The following is an 18,203-nucleotide window of genomic DNA, read 5'->3' on the forward strand; positions in this document are numbered from 1 at the left end:
TACCTCCGTTGCGTCCGTTATACTAGGCGCAAGGGAGGTTTTTTCATGCAACGTGTCTCAAGTGAACTCACACAATTCCGCGGCAGTCACTATGACTTTGGCCGCTTTCAAGGACAATACATCAAGCGCAGCAAGCTGCTCGAGAATCGGACCGACCAATGGAAGCTCCGCGTCCCGCGCTTTGAGATTGATGAGCGCGAGGCGAAGCAAGCGTTCGATCGATTCGCCCCAAAGATTTGGGAAGAACTGCTCGGTCTGCAGGACGAGCTCGAGTTGACGCTCGCCGACACGCTCCTTCACTTCGGTCATTTCCGGGTCAATAACCCGGTCAGCGGCTGTTCGATTTTGACGGGGGACAACTTCCTCGTCCGCAACTATGACTATCACCCGATGACGTACGATGGACGCTATAACGTGTTCCAGCCAGATGAGGGCTACGCCGTCATCGGTCCCGTCTCGCGTGTCACCGGCCGGATGGATGGGATGAACGAGAAAGGGCTCGCCATGGGTTATAACTTCATCAACCGCCGGCGGCCTGGAGATGGGTTCGTCTGCCAGATGATCGGCCGAATGATTCTCGAGACGTGCGCCACGGTCGAGGAAGCGGTCGATCTGCTTCAAGAGATTCCGCACCGCGGCTCGTTCACGTATGTCGTCCACGACAAGTCGTCGAAGACACGCGTGATCGAAGCGACACCACGCGATATTCGTGTCCGCGAGTCGAATATCTGTACGAACCATTTCGAGCTGCTACAACACGAGAACCGTTACCATCTCGACGATTCAACACGCCGGATGATGGAAATCAAGATGTATCAACATATCGTCCAGGACGCCGAGAGCGCGTTCCGGCTCATGAACGACTCGGACAAGGGCGTCTTCTCGGAGCTGTACAAGAGCTGGGCCGGCACGATCCATACGGCCGCTTACTTCCCGGAGACGCTCGAGACGTGGTTCGCCCTCGGTGGCGACCGCGACCCGGTCATTTTCGATTTTCAGGAGTGGCTCGACGGCAAGGATTTCGATTTACATGCCCTCGACGGGGAAATCGCGACCGATATCGAGTTCGCGAACACGGTCCAACTTTGGCGGTAACGAAAAACAAGCAGCGGCTCATAATGAGTCGCTGCTTGTTTTCGTTCGTCTAACGCACGTTAGCACGTACTGTTTTCTGTAAAACCGGGAATACTCATAGCAGGAGGGATTTATGATGAAACGAATCGGATTATTGGCCATCATGCTCAGTTTGATTGTCGTCCTCGGCGGCTGTGTGCCGGGCGACGGGACGTACACGACCGACCCGGCTGGATTCTTTTGGGGCGTCTGGCATGGTTGGATCGCACCAGTGTCACTCGTTTTAGGATTGTTCAATGACACGTATCGCGTCTATGAAGTGAACAACACCGGTTGGTTCTACGATTTGGGCTTCTACATCGCCATCATCAGCGGCTTTGGTGGGGTAGCGGTCACACGGAAGAGCCGGAGTTGACGTTAGATGGGCTTTCGTCCGGACACGGCGACCGTATGATAGTCGCGTGAGTCAGGTCCACGTGTCTCAACGAGATCGGTCAAATTAAGAGCGGAAGCGGCGGGGATGAACTGTTCCCGCACGATAGACGCGATGCCATCCCACGTCACGTCAGCTTTCCCATCGCAGTACGTGATGACGAATGACCCACCTGGTGCGAGAACGCGATCAATCTCGGCAAGCACCGCCGGCACGTCTTCCCAAAAGTAGAGTGTGTGGATGCTGAAGACGCGGTCAAACCGCGCGTCCGGAAACGGGAGCGTCCCGAGGTCGCCTTGGACGACTTCGGCTCGCCCAGCTTGCACGTCCATTCGATTTCGTCGAAGCGCCGAGCGGACGATGGTCGGGGAACGATCGAGTCCGGTCACATGCACGTGATTATAGCCACGTAGCATCTGCGCCAGTGCGTCGCCGGCCCCGCAACCGAGGTCGAGAACGCGATTATCGGGCTGAATATGAAGTTGCTCAATCGTCCAATCGACTTCGACCCGGTGTTGCCTGACCATCTTCTCACCGATATACGTGCCGACGATGCCGCGTGGATTCTCGTATTGACTGTCAATCCATGTTTGGAGACGCGTGAAGCGCATCGAACCATTCCTTTCCAAATAAAGTCGAGGTAGATTGAGTGTAGCATAACCATTTTGGGAGGGGAGTTGAATCGATGCGTTCCTTTTGGATCTTCGGCAATCAACTGTCGCATGAGCTCGAGCTGTTCAATCACATCGAGGAGGATGACGTCATCGTCATGATCGAGGCGACATCACGGGCGACATGGCGGCCGTACCATAAACAGAAACTCGTCCTCATCTTCTCGGCGATGCGTCACTTCGCTGAGGAGCTAAGGGAAAAGGGCTATACCGTCGACTATCATGAGTCCGACTCGTTCCAGGACGCATGGGACGACCACTTCCAACGGTATGAACCGGAAGAGGTCCATTACACGGCCGTCACCGATGCCGCGATGGAGAAGAAGTTGCAACAGTTCGGTCAGCAGTACAAGCTAGTCGAACATACGGACGTGCCGCTCTTCTATTTAACGAAGAAGGAAGCCGTCGACACAATCGGCAGCACGCCGTGGCGGATGGACCGCTTCTATCGCCAGATGCGGAAACGGTTCGATGTGTTGCTCGAGGACGGGAAGCCACGGGGTGGCAAGTGGTCGTTCGATGCGGACAACCGCCAGCCGCCGAAAGCAGGACTCACGTTCCCGCCACCAATCCATTTTCGACCGGACGCGATCACGAAAGAGGTCATCCAAAAAGTCGAGACGGGCTTCGCCGACCACCCCGGAGACATCACTCCGTTCGTCTGGCCGGTGACGCGCAGTGAGGCACGCCGTGCGCTCGCTCGTTTCGTCGAAGCGCGTCTCGAGACGTTCGGTCCGTATCAGGACGCGATGCTGTCGGACAATCAAGACATGTCGCATAGCCTGTTGTCCGCGGCCATCAACATCGGGCTCCTGACACCGGACGAGGTCGTCCAGGCGGCGGTGGCGTCGGACGCGCCGCTCGCCTCGGTCGAAGGATTCGTCCGTCAACTCCTCGGCTGGCGCGAATATATGCGCGCCGTCTATGTGGCGTCGATGCCGGGTTATGAATCGGTCAACACGTTCAAGCATGAGCGCGATTTGCCGAGCTACTTCTGGGACGCTAAGACAGACCTGCACTGTGTCCATCAAAGTGTGAAGCCGGTCATCGAGCGGGCGCACAACCACCACATCCAGCGGCTCATGGTGCTCGGCAACTTCGCGACGCTGTTCGAAGTGTCGCCGCAACAGACGAGCGACTGGTTCAACGAGATGTATATCGACGCCTACGACTGGGTCGTCCTGCCGAACGTACTCGGGATGGCGCTCCATGCCGACGGCGGGAGATTGGCGACGAAGCCGTATATCGCCTCGGGGAAATATATCGACAAGATGAGCGACTACTGCAAAGGCTGCAAGTATAACCCGAAACATACGACCGAGGACGACGCCTGTCCGTTCAACGCTTTGTATTGGAACTTCATCGACAAGCACGAGGACCGGTTCGCGAAGAATCAGCGCATGAAGATGATGGTCCGTAACTGGCAAGGCCGGGATGATGCCGTCAAAGCCGACATCTTGGCGAAAGCGAGACAGACGCTCGACGACACCGACTCATTATGAGTCGTTTTTTTTACGTCGGCTTCACAAACTTTTGCACGAGCTTCACGGACGCTTTACATTCATCCGGTACGATATGACTTGTGAGACCCCTCATGCCAAGTGAATAGCAACTGGTAGAACATTCGAGAGACCAACAGAAGCCCGTACGTCGATGACGTCCTGTTTCTGTTGGTCCTTTTTTCTAGGGAAGGATGATTCAAGTGAATGAAACACTTCGCACGATCGGACAAGAGAAGATGATCGCCTCCATCAAATCACCGAAACAACTCGAGAAGTTCCTGCAGTCGGACGTGACGACGACGTTCCTCATGATGGGGACGCTCAGCACGCTCGACCGCTACGTCGCCCATTTGAAGCGTGAGAATCGGACCGTGTTCCTGCACGCCGAACGCATCAACGGCATCAGCCTCGACCGGGACGGCATCGACTATTTGGCGAAACGGGTCGGCGCCGACGGGATTGTGACGACGAAGGCGTCTGTCATCCAACACGCCAAACGGGCCGGCCTGATGACGGTGCAGCGCCTGTTCCTCGTCGACTCGGACGCTATCTCGTCAGGCATCAAGATGGCGAAAGACCAACAGCCGGACGCGCTCGAACTGATGCCGGGTCTCATCCCGAGTGTCATCGAGCACGTCGCGGAACACGTCTCGTTGCCGATTGTGACAGGCGGGATGATCCGGAAACCGATTCACGTGCATGAAGCCCTGTCCCACGGGGCGTTCGCCGTCTCGACCGGGGACGAGCGGCTTTGGGCGTCGCAAGGAATGAAGGAGGACATCATATGAAATCGATTCAACTACAGAATATCAAAAAGTCATACGACGAGACGGAAGTCATCCGTGGCATCGACGTGACGATCGAGGCGGGTGAGTTCTTCGCCCTCGTCGGACCGTCGGGCTGTGGCAAGAGCACGATGCTCCGGATGATCGCCGGGCTCGAATCGATCACGAGCGGGACGCTCCGCATCGACGGCGTCGCCGCGAACGAACTGAAACCGAGCGAGCGGCAACTATCGATGGTATTCCAAAACTATGCGCTCTATCCGCACATGACCGTCGAGAAAAACATCACGTTCGGGTTACATACGAAAGGACTGACGAAGCTCGAGCAGCGCGAACGTTGCTTGGAAGCGGCCGAGACGCTCGGACTGACGGACTATTTGAAGCGGAAGCCGCGCGAACTGTCGGGCGGGCAACGGCAACGGGTCGCACTGGCCCGGGCCATCGTGACCGAGTCGCCGATTTGCCTCATGGACGAGCCGCTCTCGAACTTGGACGCGAAACTTCGGGCCAAGATGCGCTCGGAGATCCGGCAGCTGCAACGCAAGCTCAAACTGACGATGATTTACGTCACGCACGACCAAGTCGAGGCGATGACGATGGCCGACCGGATGATGCTGTTGAACGATGGCCAGGTCCAACAAGTCGGTCAACCGCTCGATTTGTACAATAAGCCGGCGAACACGTTCGTCGCCTCGTTCATCGGGTCACCGCCGATGAATTTGACGTCGGTGCAACGGAGTGACAAGGGCTGGGTCGCCTCGGACGGGCGTCTATTCCACCCGAACACGCTGACGCGAGAAGATACGGCGACGCTCGGCATCCGGCCGGAACAAATCACGCCGGCGAAAGACGAGATCACGTTCTACGCCGAACTGAAAAATATCGAAGTGCTCGGCACGGAGACGATTCTCGCCTTTGACATGGGCGGCGTCGAGTGGCTCGCCAAATGGCCCGGACAATGGCCGCTCGCGATTGGGGAGAAGATTGCCTGTTACGTCGACCCGAAACAGATGTCACTGTTTGACGCGACGGGGAATCGCATCGAACCGCGGCAACCGAAACTGTTCGAGGCGTTGGAGGTGTTCCAATGACGGTCGCCCTTCCGAGACAACGCGTCCGGACCCGATTATCAGACGCGACGAGCGGACTCCTCTACTTGTCCCCGTCGATCGCGTTATTTGGGATCTTCCTCGTCTATCCGTTGTTCCGGACGATTTACTTGAGCTTCTTTCAAACGGACACGCAAGGGACGCCGCTCAGTTACGTCGGCGGCGAGCATTACGCCAAACTGTTCACGAGCGCCTCGTTTTGGCAGAGCATCCAGGCGACGGTCGGCTTCGTCCTGTTGACCGTCCCGCTCACAATCATCATCGCGCTCGGGCTCGCGCTCCTCGCCAACGAGAAGCTGCGCGGGATTGGCATCTTCCGGACGGCATTCTCGGCGACGATGGGGATGAGCGTCGCAGCCTCGTCGGTCATTTGGATGTTCATGTACAACCCGTCCATCGGTATCTTCAATCGCTTCTTGGAAGCGGTTGGGGCAAGCGGGGTGCAGTGGCTCCTTGACCCGCAGTACGCGCTCTTATCCGTGTCGCTCGCGACCGTCTGGATGAATATCGGCTTCACGTTCTTGATTCTCCTCGGCGGGCTGCAAAACATCGACCGGACACTGTATGAGAGTGCGGACATCGCCGGAACCGGATATTGGACCCAGCTCCGGGCCATCACAATCCCGATGCTGTCCCCGACGCTCTTCTTCGTCGGCATCATCTCGCTCATCAATGCGTTCCAGACGTTCGGGCAAATCGATTTGCTGACGAAAGGCGGCCCGACGAACTCGACCAACGTCATCGTCTACGCCATCTATAAGGACGCGTTCATCAACTATAACGTCGGCGGGGCGAGTGCGCAGGCCGTGCTCTTGTTCTTGACGGTCCTCCTGTTGACGTGGCTCCAGTTCAAGCTCGTCGAAAGGAAGGTGCATTACCAATGACGCTCCGGAAAGTAGTCACGTATACGCTCCTCGTCTTGAGCGCCGTCGTCATGCTGTTCCCGATTGCCTACGCGTTCTCGATCAGCCTGATGGACGGGAGCGAAGTGTTGAAAGGGAACCTCATCCCGCGCGACGTCACGTTCGACAACTATATTGCGGCCTTTGAGCGGATCCCGCTCATGACGTACTTATGGAACAGTCTCGTCGTCGCACTCCTCGTCATGGTCGGACAAGTCGTCTTGTCGAGTCTTGCCGCCTTCGCGTTCGTCTTCATCGACTTCAAAGGGAAAGGGCTCATCTTCATGCTCTTCCTCGCGACGATGATGGTGCCGTGGGAAGCGACGATGGTGCCGAACTTCTTGACGATCCAGTCGCTCGGCTGGCTCAACTCGGTGTGGGGGCTGTCGGTGCCGTTCTTCGCGCTCGCGTTCGGAACGTTTTTGCTAAGACAACAGTTCAAGACGATTCCGTACGAGATGTACGAGGCATCACAAATCGCCGGCATCAGCCGCTTCCGTTTCTTTTGGAACGTCGTCTTGCCGGTGTCGAAGACACCGCTCGTCACACTGTCGGTATATAGCTTCTTGACGACATGGAACATGTACTTATGGCCGCTCCTCGTCACGAACACGGAGCAGGCACGCACGGTGCAAATCGGGATTAAACAGATGCAGTCGAACGAGGTCGCCTCGGATTGGGGTGTCGTCATGGCGGCGGTCATCTTGATCATCATCCCGACGCTGATGTTGTTATTCGCAGGACAAAAGCAGTTACAAGAAGGTCTGACGCAAGGTGCGATCAAATAATAGGGGGAATACATGATGAAAAAGAAAGCGTTATTCGCAGGGTTGGCTAGTTCGGTATTGTTGCTCGGGGCATGTGGTAGCGAAGAGGCGGAACCGGCCGCTTCGGCGACGGAGGACGGGAAGACGGAAGTCGTATTTTGGCACGCGATGAGCGGGGACTTAGAGACCGCGCTCAACAACCAAGTCGATGCCTTCAACGAGTCGCAAGAAGAGTATGAAGTGAAACCGGTGTTCCAAGGCACGTATGAAGAGGCGCTCACGAAGTTCAACGCCGTCGCGGGGTCACCGGACGCACCGGCCATCATGCAGACGTTCGAGGTCGGCACGAAATATATGATCGACACGAACAAAATCACGCCGGTCCAGGAGTTCATCGACAAAGAAGACTTCGACACGGGCGTCTGGGAAGAGAACATCTTGAGCTACTATCAAGTCGACGGCAAGCAGTACTCGATGCCGTTCAACTCGTCGACACCGGTGCTCATCTACAACAAGGATGCGTTCGAAAAAGCGGGACTCGACCCGGAGAAAGCGCCACGCACGTATGACGAACTGAAGCAGGCGGCGAAGGCGCTGACGACCGACGGCCAGACCGGCTTCACGATGCTCAACTACGGCTGGTTCTTCGAACAGCTCGTCGCCGCGCAAGGCGGGTTATACGTCGACAACGACAACGGGCGCAGCGGTGCGCCGACGAAAGCGGTCTTCGATGGGGAAGAAGGACAGAACGCCTTCAACTTGATCAAAGAGATGTATGACGAGAAGACGTTCATGAACGTCGGCCAAAACTGGGACGACATGCGTGCCGCCTTCCAATCAGGGAAAGTCGCCATGTATCTCGACTCGTCGGCCGGGATTCGCACCGTCGCGGATAACGCCGACTTCGAGGTCGGGGCGTCGTACTTGCCGGTGCCGAACGAAGCGGAGCGGGAAGGCGTCATCATCGGTGGAGCCTCGCTCTGGATGGGTGACGGCATCGCCGACGAGACGAAGCAAGGTGCATGGGAGTTCATGAAATATGCGGCGTCGAAAGAAGCACAGGCCAAATGGCACGTCGAGACGGGCTACTTCGCCATCAACCCGGAGGCGTATGACGAGCCGATCGTCAAAGAGATGTGGGCCGAGTATCCACAACTGAAAGTGACGGTCGATCAATTGAGCGAGACGACAGCCTCACCAGCGACACAAGGCGCGCTCATCTCGACGTTCCCGCAGTCCCGTCAAAGCGTCGTCAACGCCATGGAGAGCCTGTACCAAGGCGTATCGGTCGAGGACGCGTTGAAGCGCGCGGCCGATGAGACGACTTCCACCTTGGGGCAGTGATATGTTGATTTACGGACACCGCGGCTATAGCGCCAAGTATCCAGAGAACACAATAAGCGCGTTCAAGGCGGCGTTGCCTCACGTCGACGGCATTGAGCTCGACGTCCAATTGACGCGCGACGGCCGCCTCGTCGTCATCCATGACGAGACGGTCGACCGGACGACGAACGGCAGCGGTTTCGTCAAAGATATGACGCTCCGGCAGCTCCGCTTGCTCCGGACCGAGAGCGGGGAACGAATCCCGACACTCGAGGAAGTGCTCGTCTTGCTCGAACCGACCGACGTCACGCTCAACATCGAGCTGAAGACGGACCGGTTCGACTATGACGGGATCGAGTATCTGACGTGGCTCGCCGTCACCGAGTTCAAGTTAGAAGAGCGCGTCGTTTTCTCCTCGTTCAACCCGGACACGCTCGTCCGGTTGCGGGATATCGCCCGCGAGGCGAGGATTGCCGTCCTGACAACTGATGGGCATCCGAATCTGGTTGAATTTGTGGAACGAGTCGGAGCCGAGGCCGTCCACGCCCAGCCGGAGTTTATGGGGACAAGAGACTGGATGACGCTCCGCGAACAAAATCGGTCACTTCGTCTCTACACGATCAATGACCCGAGCGAGTTGCCGGACATGACTGGTGTCGACGCCATCATGACGGACGAGGTCGAGCGGTTTCAATCGATGTCGCGTCATTAAACAACACCCGAGACCAGTGTCTCGGGTGTTGTCGGTTAAAAACGGTGTAAGATTGCTTCTAAGTCACCACGTAGTTGATGGGTGCGTGAAGACGTTGGATAGACGCGGCTCGAGAAGACGAACTCGCCATCGTTCACGAATACCTCCATAGAAGACGCGTCGACGAAAACCCGGAACGTCGTGCCTGTTGCCTGTAGCCGGCGGACATCTGTGCCTCGTGTCAATTCGAGCCAATCGCCTGTTTTCGAGAAAGTAGCGGCGTTCCCGAAACAGTCGAATTGAAAATCGTTTTGCGTCTCGAAGGACAATTCGAACGCATCTCCTTCAAACTTCGGACCAGCCAACACATGACTTTGTTGTCGAAGCGAAATTATCTCTTCAATCGGTGTCATGTATAAACGATTATCCCGAAGCGACACTTCACGTGGAATCGTCATCTGGTTCGTCCATCCCTCGGCTTGTTCAGGCCACTCGCATTCCCACATCGCATTCCATCCGATTAAAATACGCCGGCCGCGCTCGTCGAGGAACGTTTGAGCCGCGTAAAAGTCATGACCATAATCGAGTTCAGTGAAGGCACCATGCGTAAAATGCGGGAGTTCGAGATCGAGTGTACCCACGAAATACCCACATTGATGTAGGTTATGATACCGGTCACCGTCTGGCTCCATTCCTTGGGGTGATAGGAGCAATACGTCTTGACCGTCAAGCGAGAAGACGTCCGGGCATTCCCACATCCAACCGTGGCGTCCGGTTTCTCCGGCAATGACGCCACGCTCGGACCAATGGATGGCGTCGTCCGATCCATACAAGACGACTTTCCCGTCCGTCGCGTCACGCGTGCCGAGTACCATGTAGAAACGGCCGTCCGCTTCCCCTACCTTTGGGTCCCGGACATGGGCGTTTCCCTGTTGCGGGATTTCAGAGATGATAGGATTCTGTGCGGACTTCACGAATGTCACTCCATCGGCGGAAGTGGCGAGACACTGGACTTGACGCAATGTCTCCCGTTTCTCGTCGAGCCATGTGTTGCCCGTGTAGTAGAGATGAAGTACCCCATCTTTCACTAAGGCGCTTCCGGAGAAGACGCCGTCGCGGTCATAGTCATGATCTGGCCGAAGTGCAATCGGTTTATGTTCCCAATGAAGGAGGTCGGTCGATGTGGCGTGTCCCCAGTGCATATCGTCCCACTCCACACCGAACGGATGATACTGATAAAACAAATGATAGACACCGTTGAACTGACAGAGTCCGTTCGGGTCGTTCATCCAACCGAAGGGCGGAGCGAAATGGTAACAGGGACGATAGCTCATACGGACAACACTTCACTTGTGAACGTATCCGTGATTTCTCGTTGTTCGCCATATACTTCGATGATGAGCGGTTCGGTCGATGGTGTTCGACGCGTGATGGTGACTTGCTCTTGTGACGCGTGAACGTCAAGCGTCTCACCTTTCCAATCGATCGAATACGCGAGGGCGTTCCATGCTTTCGGGAGCATTGGCGAGATGCGCAAGTTTCCGCCTGTCATCCGGACGCCGCCGAAACCGTTGACGACCGCTTGCCAAATCCCACCGAGCGACGCTGCGTGGATGCCTGCGTCGGATGTCTTCATGTTCGGCCCGAGATCGATTTCAGATGCGCGACGGAACAAGTCGTAGGCGAGTTCTTGATCGCCGAGATCAGAGGCGAGGACGCTATGTGTTGAGAGAGAGAGCGACGAGTCATGTAGTGTCTTCGGCTCATAGTACTCCCAGTTGGCACGTTTGACGTCTGCTGGGAACAAGTCTTCGAGCAGGTACATCAAAATCATGACGTCTGCTTGTTTCGATACTTGAATCTCGTTCACTTGCTCAAGGTTGTAGTCGTAGAACATCGAGCCGACGTTTTCTTGATTTTTGTATTTCGTCAAATCGATGATTTCTTTCTGCAAATACGTATCATCTTGTGGCAAGACACCGTCTTCACGGACTTGTGGCAAGTAAATCAAATCGAGGACGTGGCGGAACCGTTCGTCGGCTGTCCTAAGATCTAGTTTTTCGTTCAACCGCTCGTATAGTTCTGGTTTCTCATTGCGGAGCAGTTCCACGTATTCAATCGCTGTTTGGATGTTCCAGTGCGCCGTATAGTTCGTGAACGCGTTGTTGTCGACATGTTCCTTATATTCATCGGGACCGACGACTTGATTGATTTCATAACGACCCTCTGCTTCATCCCACTCAAGTCGGCTCGCCCAGAACTTGGCCGTATCGATGAGCAATTCATAGCCGTAACTGTCCATGAAGTCTTGGTCACCCGTGACATGATAGTATTGCCAAGCCGCGAACGCGATGTCGGACGTGATATGTTGCTCGATAAAGCCAGACCATATTTTTGTGGCTTCCCCGGTCACGATGTCGGCTGCACCCCAGACCGGTGTCACTTCACCGTCGTCGAGCCATGCCGATTCCCAAGGGAACATCGCGCCTTCATATCCGTTCTCTTTCGCTTTTCGGTGCGCTCCTGGCAACGAGAGATAACGATATTCGAGCAAACTACGTGCGATTTTTGGGTTTGTGTACGTGTAGTAAGGCAAGATAAAGATTTCTGTGTCCCAGAATGTATGCCCTTTATAACCTTCACCTGATAAACCTTTCGCCGCGACGTTCATCCGATTGTCATGTTTCGGTGTCATGACTGCCAAATGATATTGGGCAAACCGAACGGCCAACTGATCGAACATTTCTTCTGATTCGATGGTGATCGGTGCGTGCGACCAGACGAGATTGTCCCAAGCATTGACGTGATCGATAAACAAACGGTCATAGCCACGTGCTTCGACTTCGCGCGTCACGCTCAACGCATAGTTTGCAAGTTCTGCTGTTGTGTCCACTGGCAATTCTTGATCACGAGAAGTGAAAACAGTCGAGTATTTCTCGATTGTCAGCGTCTCGTTAGCCGGGATGACGATGTTTGAATAGTCGAAGAAAATTTGGCGACGGTCCATCTTGATGATGGATTTCGGTTCGAATAATTCATGTTGACTGAATCGGTGGACGCTATGGAAAGCAAAGTCGATGCCGGATTCTGTCGTCGTTTGGAGCTGTTGCATGAAACGGCCGTCATAGAGACGTTTGTCGCCTTCTAAAAAGTGTTGAACGCCACTGTTGGTCATTTGTCCATTAATGCCGGATGTCATCGTCAACACGCTCTCTTGCTTTGGTGTGACAGTGACGCGTTGGGCAATGACATGCAAGTTGGCCATCGACACGAAACGACGGAAGACGAGGTCATAGACGTCACCGTCAGGACTTTGCCACGTCACTTCACGTACCAGTTCAGCCTGTTTCAAGTTGAGTGTACGCCGATACGTGAGAATTGTACCTTGGGTGAGGTCAAACCGAATCCCGTTCAATGTAAACTCCATCCACAACACATCCGCCGCGTTCGGAAGTTCCGTCACTTCGTTATTAGCAAATTTATTGAATGTTCCAGCGACGAATAAATTTCGTTGCTCGTTGGCATAGTGTTCCTCCGTAACCGAACGAAGTCCCATATAGCCGTTTCCAAGTGAAAAGACGGCTTCTCCTTTACCGAGCCATTTTGTGCGGAACCCGTCCTCTGAGACGAGCCAATGTTCTAACTCTCCAGTACCAGTCGTATAGTTCATCAGTGTATTCGTCACCTTGTAACCTCCTGTATAATAAAGCGCTTTCTTGATTCGACCCCATTCTATCCGAAACGTTTCGGATATTCAATACCAATTTTCCTTTAATTTCTTTCCTTAGCTTCGAAAACGTGATTAAATGGGGTCAGAAACGTTTTAGAAAAGAGGTTTGACATGGAGCAGGTGATTGCTAGTCTGGGGTTTCAATTCGAAAAGGTACAAGCGTGGAGAAAACAATCAATCTGGAAGTCAATCTTCTATGTGATCATCGCGGTGATGTTGGCGAATGCGTTCGTATTTGGTTTAAAGTGGGTGAACCAATCAAACGAAACGCCAACGAATTTGCCGGCGTTTACAGTCACAGAGGACGGAATTCAATACGAAGAGCCATTCCTATTCAACATGGAAGTGCTGGATTTGGCAGTGATGGTAGGAGAGGAACGTGAAACGGATGCGTTGCAGACGCTCTTGTTGGATGATTCGGGCTGGGTATTCAAACGTAGCGGTGTCTCGACTGAGTTGAAGGAATACAGTAGCTTACTCGAATTTTTAGGCGAGACGGAATTAACGGAACGAGATGTCGCACGGATTCTCGACGATTTGGAATGGTTCTATCCGCTCTACATTTATGGGGCGATCGTGGTAGACGTATTGATTCATCTCGTCGTCATTTCCTTCCTCGCGCTCGCAGGACTCGGATTCCGTCGCTTCGTGCCGATTCGCTATAAAGAGGCGTGGACGATTACGGCTTATGGCATCACAGCACCTCTGTTAGTGCGAACGGTCATCGCTTTATTGCCGGTCACCGTGCCGATGCTAGCTGTTCTATATTGGGCGGCCGTCGGCATCTTTGCGTTTATGACGATACGAAAAATCGGCGATGAATGATCATCGCCGATTTTTCGCGACCGATTCTCTTAGAATCAGCTCGTTATTGACGAACGCCTCGTGCGGCACGTCTTGTCCCTCGACGATATGGACGACCATCGAAGCTGCCTTACGGCCCATCTCATACGGCTGTTGGCCCACAGTGGTGAGGGGCGGGGACACATATTGAGACAATAAGATGTTATCGAACCCGATAATCGACAGGTCTTCCGGCACATTCAAGCCGAGTTCGCGTGTGGCCTGAAGGACACCGAGCGCCATCACGTCGGAAGCGCAGAAGAACGCGGTCACCTCGGGATGGTTCAGCAAAAACGGCAAGGCCGCGCTTTTTGAGGCGAGTTCTTCGAAATCACCGTTCAATACGTAATCGTCACGAAACTCGATCCCGTTCTCTTGAAGCACTTGACGATATGCGTCATATCGGACCGTCGAGACATACGCGTGGGCCGCACCGTTCATGAAGGCGATGTGACGGTGTCCGAGTCGAATCAAATAGCGGACGGCCTGCTTGGCGCTTTCGAGTTGGTTTGAAGTCACGTATCCGGTGTTCACACCTTCGACGGGAATGTCGACTAATACGCAAGGAACTGTGCTCTCGATGGCTTCAAGCAAGTACGGATCATCGCGTTTCAACCCTTGGATGACGACACCGTCAAGCTGGCGTTCGGCGCACATCTGACCGTATGTCTTATTTTTTTGTTTAGAAGTCGTCGTCGAGAGGAGGACGAACTCGTAATCGAGCATGGACAGCTCGTCCGATACGCCACAGAGCGTCTCGAACAGAAAATTATCTTTCACACTCTCTCGTTTTAAGTCGGTGACGAGAAAACCGATCGTCTTCGATTGTTTCTTAACTAAGCTACGGGCCAGGATGTTTGGGCTGTAGCCGAGCTCTTTCGCGACGCTCATAATTTTGTCCCGCGTCTCTTTGTTCACATCGTCATACCCGTTCAACGCCCGGGACACGGTCGTGACGGAAAAACCTGACGCTTTGGAGACATCTTTCAAAGTGGCCATGGTGGTAAACTCCTTCTCTATGAAAACGTTATGGGTAATGTTCGATTTATGATTTGATATCTATAGTCTAGACGGAGAGTGTAATGTCTGTAAACCTCTAAAAATAAGGGTTTTAAGCCTGTTTAAAAATAACACTTGATTTCCGAAACGTTTCGGGTATAAAATCAGGTTGTGAGTTGAAAGCGGTTACTTTAATTCGAGTTTGATCATCCATAAGGAGGAAATTACACATGAATAAAAAAGTATCAAAGCCATTATCTGTTTTCATGCTATCAGGTCTTGTGTTCACTGCCGCGTGCGGCGGAGAAGAGGAGGCGCAAGTTGCTTCAGACCCGTCTGAGCTTGAAGGGAAAGAAATCACGGTCGGGACGTGGAAAGGGACAGACGCTGAAGTCAAAGCGTTCGATGAATTGCTAGCGGCTTTCACGGACGAGACAGGCATCAAAGTGAAGAAGAAAGTGTATAACGATTATCAAACACAACTTCAAACTGACCTTGTCGGGGGAACGGCACCAGATGTCTTTTATGTCGATGCTTTTCTTGCCCCTGAACTTTCGAAGCAAGGCGTGCTCGAGCCACTCGATCAATATGTAGACCAAACTGAAAAAGATTTGGGCGACTTTTATGAGCCGGCCATCAATGCTTTTAAATCAGAAGATCAGTTGTTCGGGCTACCGAAAGACTATTCAACGCTCGGTCTCTATTATAACAAGAAGATGATTGAGGATGCCGGATTCACAGCGGACGATATTCCGACGGAGATGGAAGAACTTCCTGGGTTCTTGAAAGAGTTACAGGGGGAGCTCCCATCTGGTGTGACGCCAGCCATCACATCATCTGAGTTAGCGCGTCATATGTTCGTACTTCAGTCAGGTGGCACAGATATCGTCGATGGAGATGGGAAAGCGGTCTTGTCGCAACAAGATCAAATTGCTGCCTTGCAGCCACTTGTGGATGCCTACCAAGATAAACTTGTTCAACGTCCAGCTGACCTTGGTCAAGGTTGGGCCGGTGACTCGTTCGGGGCTGAAAAAGCTGCCATCATGATTGAAGGGAACTGGGCGATTTCACATATCCAGCAAAACTTCCCGGATGTCGAAATGGGAACGAAAGAAGTCCCGACAATCGGTGGCGATAGCGGTTCAATGATGTTCACTGTATCGTACTCACTCAATAGCGATTCGGAAGAGAAAGCCGCGGGTTGGGAGTTCATTGATTACGCAACATCGAAAGATGGTATGAAAATCTGGTCTGAAGGGGCAGGCGTCCTTCCGTCACTCAAATCAATTGCAGAAGAGCTTAACCTTCAAGACGATGAGTTGAAAGCACCGTTCGTTGCAGCTGGAGCGTATGCGACTCCTTGGCAAAAAGGGGACTCCCTCTCAATCGTTGCCCGTGAATACAACAACTTGTTGCCGGCAGCTCTAAAAGGCGACATGACGCTTGAAGAAGCGATGAAAAAAGCAGAAGAGACAGCGAATAAAGACATCGAGACGCAATTGCAATAAAGAAACAATTGGGCTCGCGTAACCGCGCGAGCCTCGTTGTGTTCGGAGAGGGAGGATCATATGGGCACACAGCTCGAAATCAATCGGCGTACGGATGCGGCATCGCAAGCACCACCGCCTAAAAAGAAAAAAGGTAGTGAGCGCAACCGTCGTGAATCGATGCAGGGCATCACGTTCATGTTGCCGACGCTGATCATCTTAGTGACATTCACGTTACTTCCGATTGCGTACTCGCTGTTCTTGTCGTTTACGCGCGTCAATTTATTTGGCGGCATCGATTTCCAATGGGTCGGCTTTGATAACTACGTCAACGCGTGGAACGATGACCGGGTCTGGACAGCGTTAAAGAACACGTTCCGATATGCGTTGTTCGTCGTCCCGATTCAAACGGCGATTGCCCTGTTGATGGCTGCCGTCCTTAATTCAGGGATTCGGTTCCAAAACACGTTCCGGACGATTTACTTTTTGCCGACACTCACATCGAGTTCGGCGCTCACGATGATTTTTATGTTCTTATTCAGTTTGAACGGTCCAATCAACAACGTCCTCGTCAGCCTTGGGTTTCTCGAGGCACCCGTCAACTTCATCAACGAGACCGACTTTGCGCTCACGACCATCATGGTCATGAACATCTGGTCGACGGTCCCATTCTTCATGACCATTTATTTGGCGGGACTGCAAGATATTCCATCGTCACTCTATGAAGCGGCGTCACTTGACGGGGCGAACGCATGGCAGAAATTGATGAAGATCACGGTGCCGAACTTGACGCCGGTCACAAACTACGTCTTATTGATGGGGATTATCGGTTGCTTCCAGTTGTTCGACCAGGCATATATCATCTCCGGAGGGACCGGGGGACCGAACAATGCGACGCTCACCTTCTCGCTCATCATCTATCAATATGCGTTCAAGACGATTGGGACGATGGGCTATGCGTCAGCGCTCGCAATCATCTTGACGGTCATCATCTTCACAGTGTCGATGCTTGCCCGTAAGTTGAACAAGGAAGAATCCAACTATTAAGGAGGAATGGATATGAAAAAGAAAAAATGGCCGCGTATCGTGATGTACGTCATTCTCATTTCCTACGCGCTCGTCACACTGTATCCATTCCTATGGGCAGTGCTCGCATCGTTCAAACCGTATAGTGAGATTGTGGCCGGGGGACTGACGCTTTGGCCGGAAAACCCGACACTCGCCAATTTTGAACATATCTTTACGAAAGATCCACTGTTCCCGCGATGGATCCTAAACTCGTTTTTAATTGCGACGGTCGGGACAATCGTGAACGTCATCTTCAACACGATGGCGGGTTATTCACTCGCGCGGCTTCGGTTCCCGGGACGGAACTACTTATTCCTCTTGATTCTCGCAGTCATGATGGTACCGGGACAGATTTTGCTCATCCCGAACTATTTGATTATGCGCTCGCTCGGGATTCTCGATACGTATTCTGCCTTGATTATTCCCGGGGCAATCAACTTCGCGTACATCTTCTTGATGCGACAGTTCTTCATCAACTTCCCGCGCGAAGTCGAAGAAGCGGCACAAGTCGATGGCCTTAACCGGTTTCAGACGTTTTGGCGCATCGTTTTCCCGATGGCGAAAGCCTCGGTCGCGACGCAAGCCGTCTTCGTATTCCTTGGCTTCTGGAACGAGTTCTTAAAACCGCTCCTCTACATCACGTCGCCCGAGAAATACACGCTTACGCTCGGACTACAGTCGTTCCAAAGTCAAAACGCGACACAGTGGAACTACATCATGGCGGCTTCAGTCGTCAGTATCATTCCAATCATCATTTTGTATATCCTACTGAATAAGTACTTCATGCAAGGGTTGCGAATCGGTGGGGACAAATAAGGA

The 18,203-nt window shown here is 53.4% G+C and carries 17 protein-coding genes; 13 read left to right on the forward strand and 4 right to left on the reverse strand.

Features of this window, described 5'->3' with window-relative positions; translation table 11 throughout:
• Window positions 1-45 precede the first annotated feature (45 nt).
• Together KNP75_RS01640 and KNP75_RS01645 are read left to right on the forward strand one after the other, a co-directional pair.
• On the forward strand, window positions 46-1,095 hold the full coding sequence (locus KNP75_RS01640) for a C45 family autoproteolytic acyltransferase/hydrolase (RefSeq protein WP_034779192.1): 1,050 nt from the start codon (window positions 46-48) through the stop codon (window positions 1,093-1,095).
• 115 nt (window positions 1,096-1,210) lie between these two features.
• Window positions 1,211-1,489 carry a hypothetical protein gene (locus tag KNP75_RS01645; RefSeq protein WP_200881495.1) on the forward strand — a complete coding sequence of 93 codons (279 nt, stop codon included), beginning with the start codon at window positions 1,211-1,213 and terminating at the stop codon, window positions 1,487-1,489.
• 2 nt (window positions 1,490-1,491) lie between these two features.
• Here the strand turns inward: KNP75_RS01645 and KNP75_RS01650 are convergent, their stop codons facing one another.
• Entirely contained in the window at window positions 1,492-2,118 is a 627-nt protein-coding gene (locus KNP75_RS01650; protein WP_052090178.1) for a class I SAM-dependent methyltransferase, read from the reverse strand.
• Between the two features lie 74 nt (window positions 2,119-2,192).
• Between KNP75_RS01650 and KNP75_RS01655 the strand changes: the two genes are divergently transcribed.
• From KNP75_RS01655 to KNP75_RS01685, 7 genes are all read left to right on the forward strand, one after another.
• The gene (locus KNP75_RS01655; protein WP_215189478.1) at window positions 2,193-3,680 is read left to right on the forward strand and encodes a cryptochrome/photolyase family protein; all 1,488 of its coding nucleotides are present in this window, start codon (window positions 2,193-2,195) and stop codon (window positions 3,678-3,680) included.
• A gap of 200 nt (window positions 3,681-3,880) precedes the next feature.
• Window positions 3,881-4,468 (forward strand): glycerol-3-phosphate responsive antiterminator, encoded by a 588-nt coding sequence (locus tag KNP75_RS01660; protein WP_370448784.1) that lies wholly within the window; start codon window positions 3,881-3,883, stop codon window positions 4,466-4,468.
• Window positions 4,465-5,556 carry an ABC transporter ATP-binding protein gene (locus tag KNP75_RS01665; protein ID WP_214711122.1) on the forward strand — a complete coding sequence of 364 codons (1,092 nt, stop codon included), beginning with the start codon at window positions 4,465-4,467 and terminating at the stop codon, window positions 5,554-5,556. The genes KNP75_RS01660 and KNP75_RS01665 overlap by 4 nt, the downstream gene beginning before the upstream one ends.
• Entirely contained in the window at window positions 5,553-6,458 is a 906-nt protein-coding gene (locus tag KNP75_RS01670; RefSeq protein ID WP_034779185.1) for a carbohydrate ABC transporter permease, read from the forward strand. Before KNP75_RS01665 ends, KNP75_RS01670 begins: the two co-directional genes overlap by 4 nt.
• A complete protein-coding gene (locus KNP75_RS01675; protein ID WP_214751122.1) occupies window positions 6,455-7,264 on the forward strand; it encodes a carbohydrate ABC transporter permease in 810 nt (269 codons plus the stop codon). The genes KNP75_RS01670 and KNP75_RS01675 overlap by 4 nt, the downstream gene beginning before the upstream one ends.
• Window positions 7,265-7,276: 12 nt before the next feature.
• A complete protein-coding gene (locus KNP75_RS01680; protein WP_483299391.1) occupies window positions 7,277-8,587 on the forward strand; it encodes an ABC transporter substrate-binding protein in 1,311 nt (436 codons plus the stop codon).
• A gap of 1 nt (window position 8,588) precedes the next feature.
• The gene (locus KNP75_RS01685) at window positions 8,589-9,278 is read left to right on the forward strand and encodes a glycerophosphodiester phosphodiesterase (protein WP_034779180.1); all 690 of its coding nucleotides are present in this window, start codon (window positions 8,589-8,591) and stop codon (window positions 9,276-9,278) included.
• A gap of 35 nt (window positions 9,279-9,313) precedes the next feature.
• Here KNP75_RS01685 and KNP75_RS01690 read toward each other — a convergent pair whose 3' ends face one another.
• Window positions 9,314-10,591, reverse strand: coding sequence for a glycoside hydrolase family 32 protein (locus tag KNP75_RS01690; RefSeq protein ID WP_215189482.1), 1,278 nt, complete (start codon window positions 10,589-10,591; stop codon window positions 9,314-9,316).
• Complete coding sequence (locus tag KNP75_RS01695; protein WP_215190376.1) at window positions 10,588-12,927, reverse strand: glycoside hydrolase family 65 protein; 2,340 nt, start codon at window positions 12,925-12,927, stop codon at window positions 10,588-10,590. The genes KNP75_RS01690 and KNP75_RS01695 overlap by 4 nt, the downstream gene beginning before the upstream one ends.
• Window positions 12,928-13,098: 171 nt before the next feature.
• Here KNP75_RS01695 and KNP75_RS01700 point away from each other — a divergent pair, with 171 nt between their 5' ends.
• Entirely contained in the window at window positions 13,099-13,812 is a 714-nt protein-coding gene (locus KNP75_RS01700; RefSeq protein WP_215189484.1) for a DUF1189 domain-containing protein, read from the forward strand.
• Here KNP75_RS01700 and KNP75_RS01705 read toward each other — a convergent pair whose 3' ends face one another.
• Window positions 13,813-14,829: a LacI family DNA-binding transcriptional regulator gene (locus KNP75_RS01705; protein ID WP_034779173.1), complete on the reverse strand. Its 1,017-nt coding sequence runs from the start codon at window positions 14,827-14,829 to the stop codon at window positions 13,813-13,815.
• 230 nt (window positions 14,830-15,059) lie between these two features.
• On the opposite strand from KNP75_RS01705, the gene KNP75_RS01710 reads away from it, so the two are divergent.
• From KNP75_RS01710 to KNP75_RS01720, 3 genes are read left to right on the forward strand one after another with little or no spacing between them, the layout of a single operon-like run.
• On the forward strand, window positions 15,060-16,337 hold the full coding sequence (locus tag KNP75_RS01710) for an ABC transporter substrate-binding protein (RefSeq protein ID WP_034779172.1): 1,278 nt from the start codon (window positions 15,060-15,062) through the stop codon (window positions 16,335-16,337).
• Between the two features lie 60 nt (window positions 16,338-16,397).
• Window positions 16,398-17,363: a carbohydrate ABC transporter permease gene (locus KNP75_RS01715; RefSeq protein ID WP_034779170.1), complete on the forward strand. Its 966-nt coding sequence runs from the start codon at window positions 16,398-16,400 to the stop codon at window positions 17,361-17,363.
• A 12-nt stretch (window positions 17,364-17,375) separates the two neighbouring features.
• Entirely contained in the window at window positions 17,376-18,200 is an 825-nt protein-coding gene (locus KNP75_RS01720; RefSeq protein WP_084592872.1) for a carbohydrate ABC transporter permease, read from the forward strand.
• The last annotated feature ends 3 nt before the right edge of the window (window positions 18,201-18,203 follow it).

The organism is Exiguobacterium sp. s6 (assembly GCF_018618155.1).
GTDB lineage: Bacteria > Bacillota > Bacilli > Exiguobacteriales > Exiguobacteriaceae > Exiguobacterium > Exiguobacterium mexicanum_A.

What these genes read in the sequence shown, in the direction of transcription:
- KNP75_RS01715 (WP_034779170.1), top strand. Translation starts at nt 16,398, where the DNA reads ATGGGCACACAGCTCGAAATCAATCGGCGTACGGATGCGGCATCGCAA.
- KNP75_RS01685 (WP_034779180.1), top strand. Translation starts at nt 8,589, where the DNA reads ATGTTGATTTACGGACACCGCGGCTATAGCGCCAAGTATCCAGAGAAC.
- KNP75_RS01655 (WP_215189478.1), top strand. Translation starts at nt 2,193, where the DNA reads ATGCGTTCCTTTTGGATCTTCGGCAATCAACTGTCGCATGAGCTCGAG.
- KNP75_RS01665 (WP_214711122.1), top strand. Translation starts at nt 4,465, where the DNA reads ATGAAATCGATTCAACTACAGAATATCAAAAAGTCATACGACGAGACG.
- KNP75_RS01650 (WP_052090178.1), bottom strand. Translation starts at nt 2,118, where the DNA reads ATGCGCTTCACGCGTCTCCAAACATGGATTGACAGTCAATACGAGAAT.
- KNP75_RS01645 (WP_200881495.1), top strand. Translation starts at nt 1,211, where the DNA reads ATGAAACGAATCGGATTATTGGCCATCATGCTCAGTTTGATTGTCGTC.
- KNP75_RS01705 (WP_034779173.1), bottom strand. Translation starts at nt 14,829, where the DNA reads ATGGCCACTTTGAAAGATGTCTCCAAAGCGTCAGGTTTTTCCGTCACG.
- KNP75_RS01710 (WP_034779172.1), top strand. Translation starts at nt 15,060, where the DNA reads ATGAATAAAAAAGTATCAAAGCCATTATCTGTTTTCATGCTATCAGGT.
- KNP75_RS01670 (WP_034779185.1), top strand. Translation starts at nt 5,553, where the DNA reads ATGACGGTCGCCCTTCCGAGACAACGCGTCCGGACCCGATTATCAGAC.
- KNP75_RS01675 (WP_214751122.1), top strand. Translation starts at nt 6,455, where the DNA reads ATGACGCTCCGGAAAGTAGTCACGTATACGCTCCTCGTCTTGAGCGCC.
- KNP75_RS01700 (WP_215189484.1), top strand. Translation starts at nt 13,099, where the DNA reads ATGGAGCAGGTGATTGCTAGTCTGGGGTTTCAATTCGAAAAGGTACAA.
- KNP75_RS01720 (WP_084592872.1), top strand. Translation starts at nt 17,376, where the DNA reads ATGAAAAAGAAAAAATGGCCGCGTATCGTGATGTACGTCATTCTCATT.
- KNP75_RS01695 (WP_215190376.1), bottom strand. Translation starts at nt 12,927, where the DNA reads ATGAACTATACGACTGGTACTGGAGAGTTAGAACATTGGCTCGTCTCA.
- KNP75_RS01680 (WP_483299391.1), top strand. Translation starts at nt 7,277, where the DNA reads ATGATGAAAAAGAAAGCGTTATTCGCAGGGTTGGCTAGTTCGGTATTG.
- KNP75_RS01640 (WP_034779192.1), top strand. Translation starts at nt 46, where the DNA reads ATGCAACGTGTCTCAAGTGAACTCACACAATTCCGCGGCAGTCACTAT.
- KNP75_RS01690 (WP_215189482.1), bottom strand. Translation starts at nt 10,591, where the DNA reads ATGAGCTATCGTCCCTGTTACCATTTCGCTCCGCCCTTCGGTTGGATG.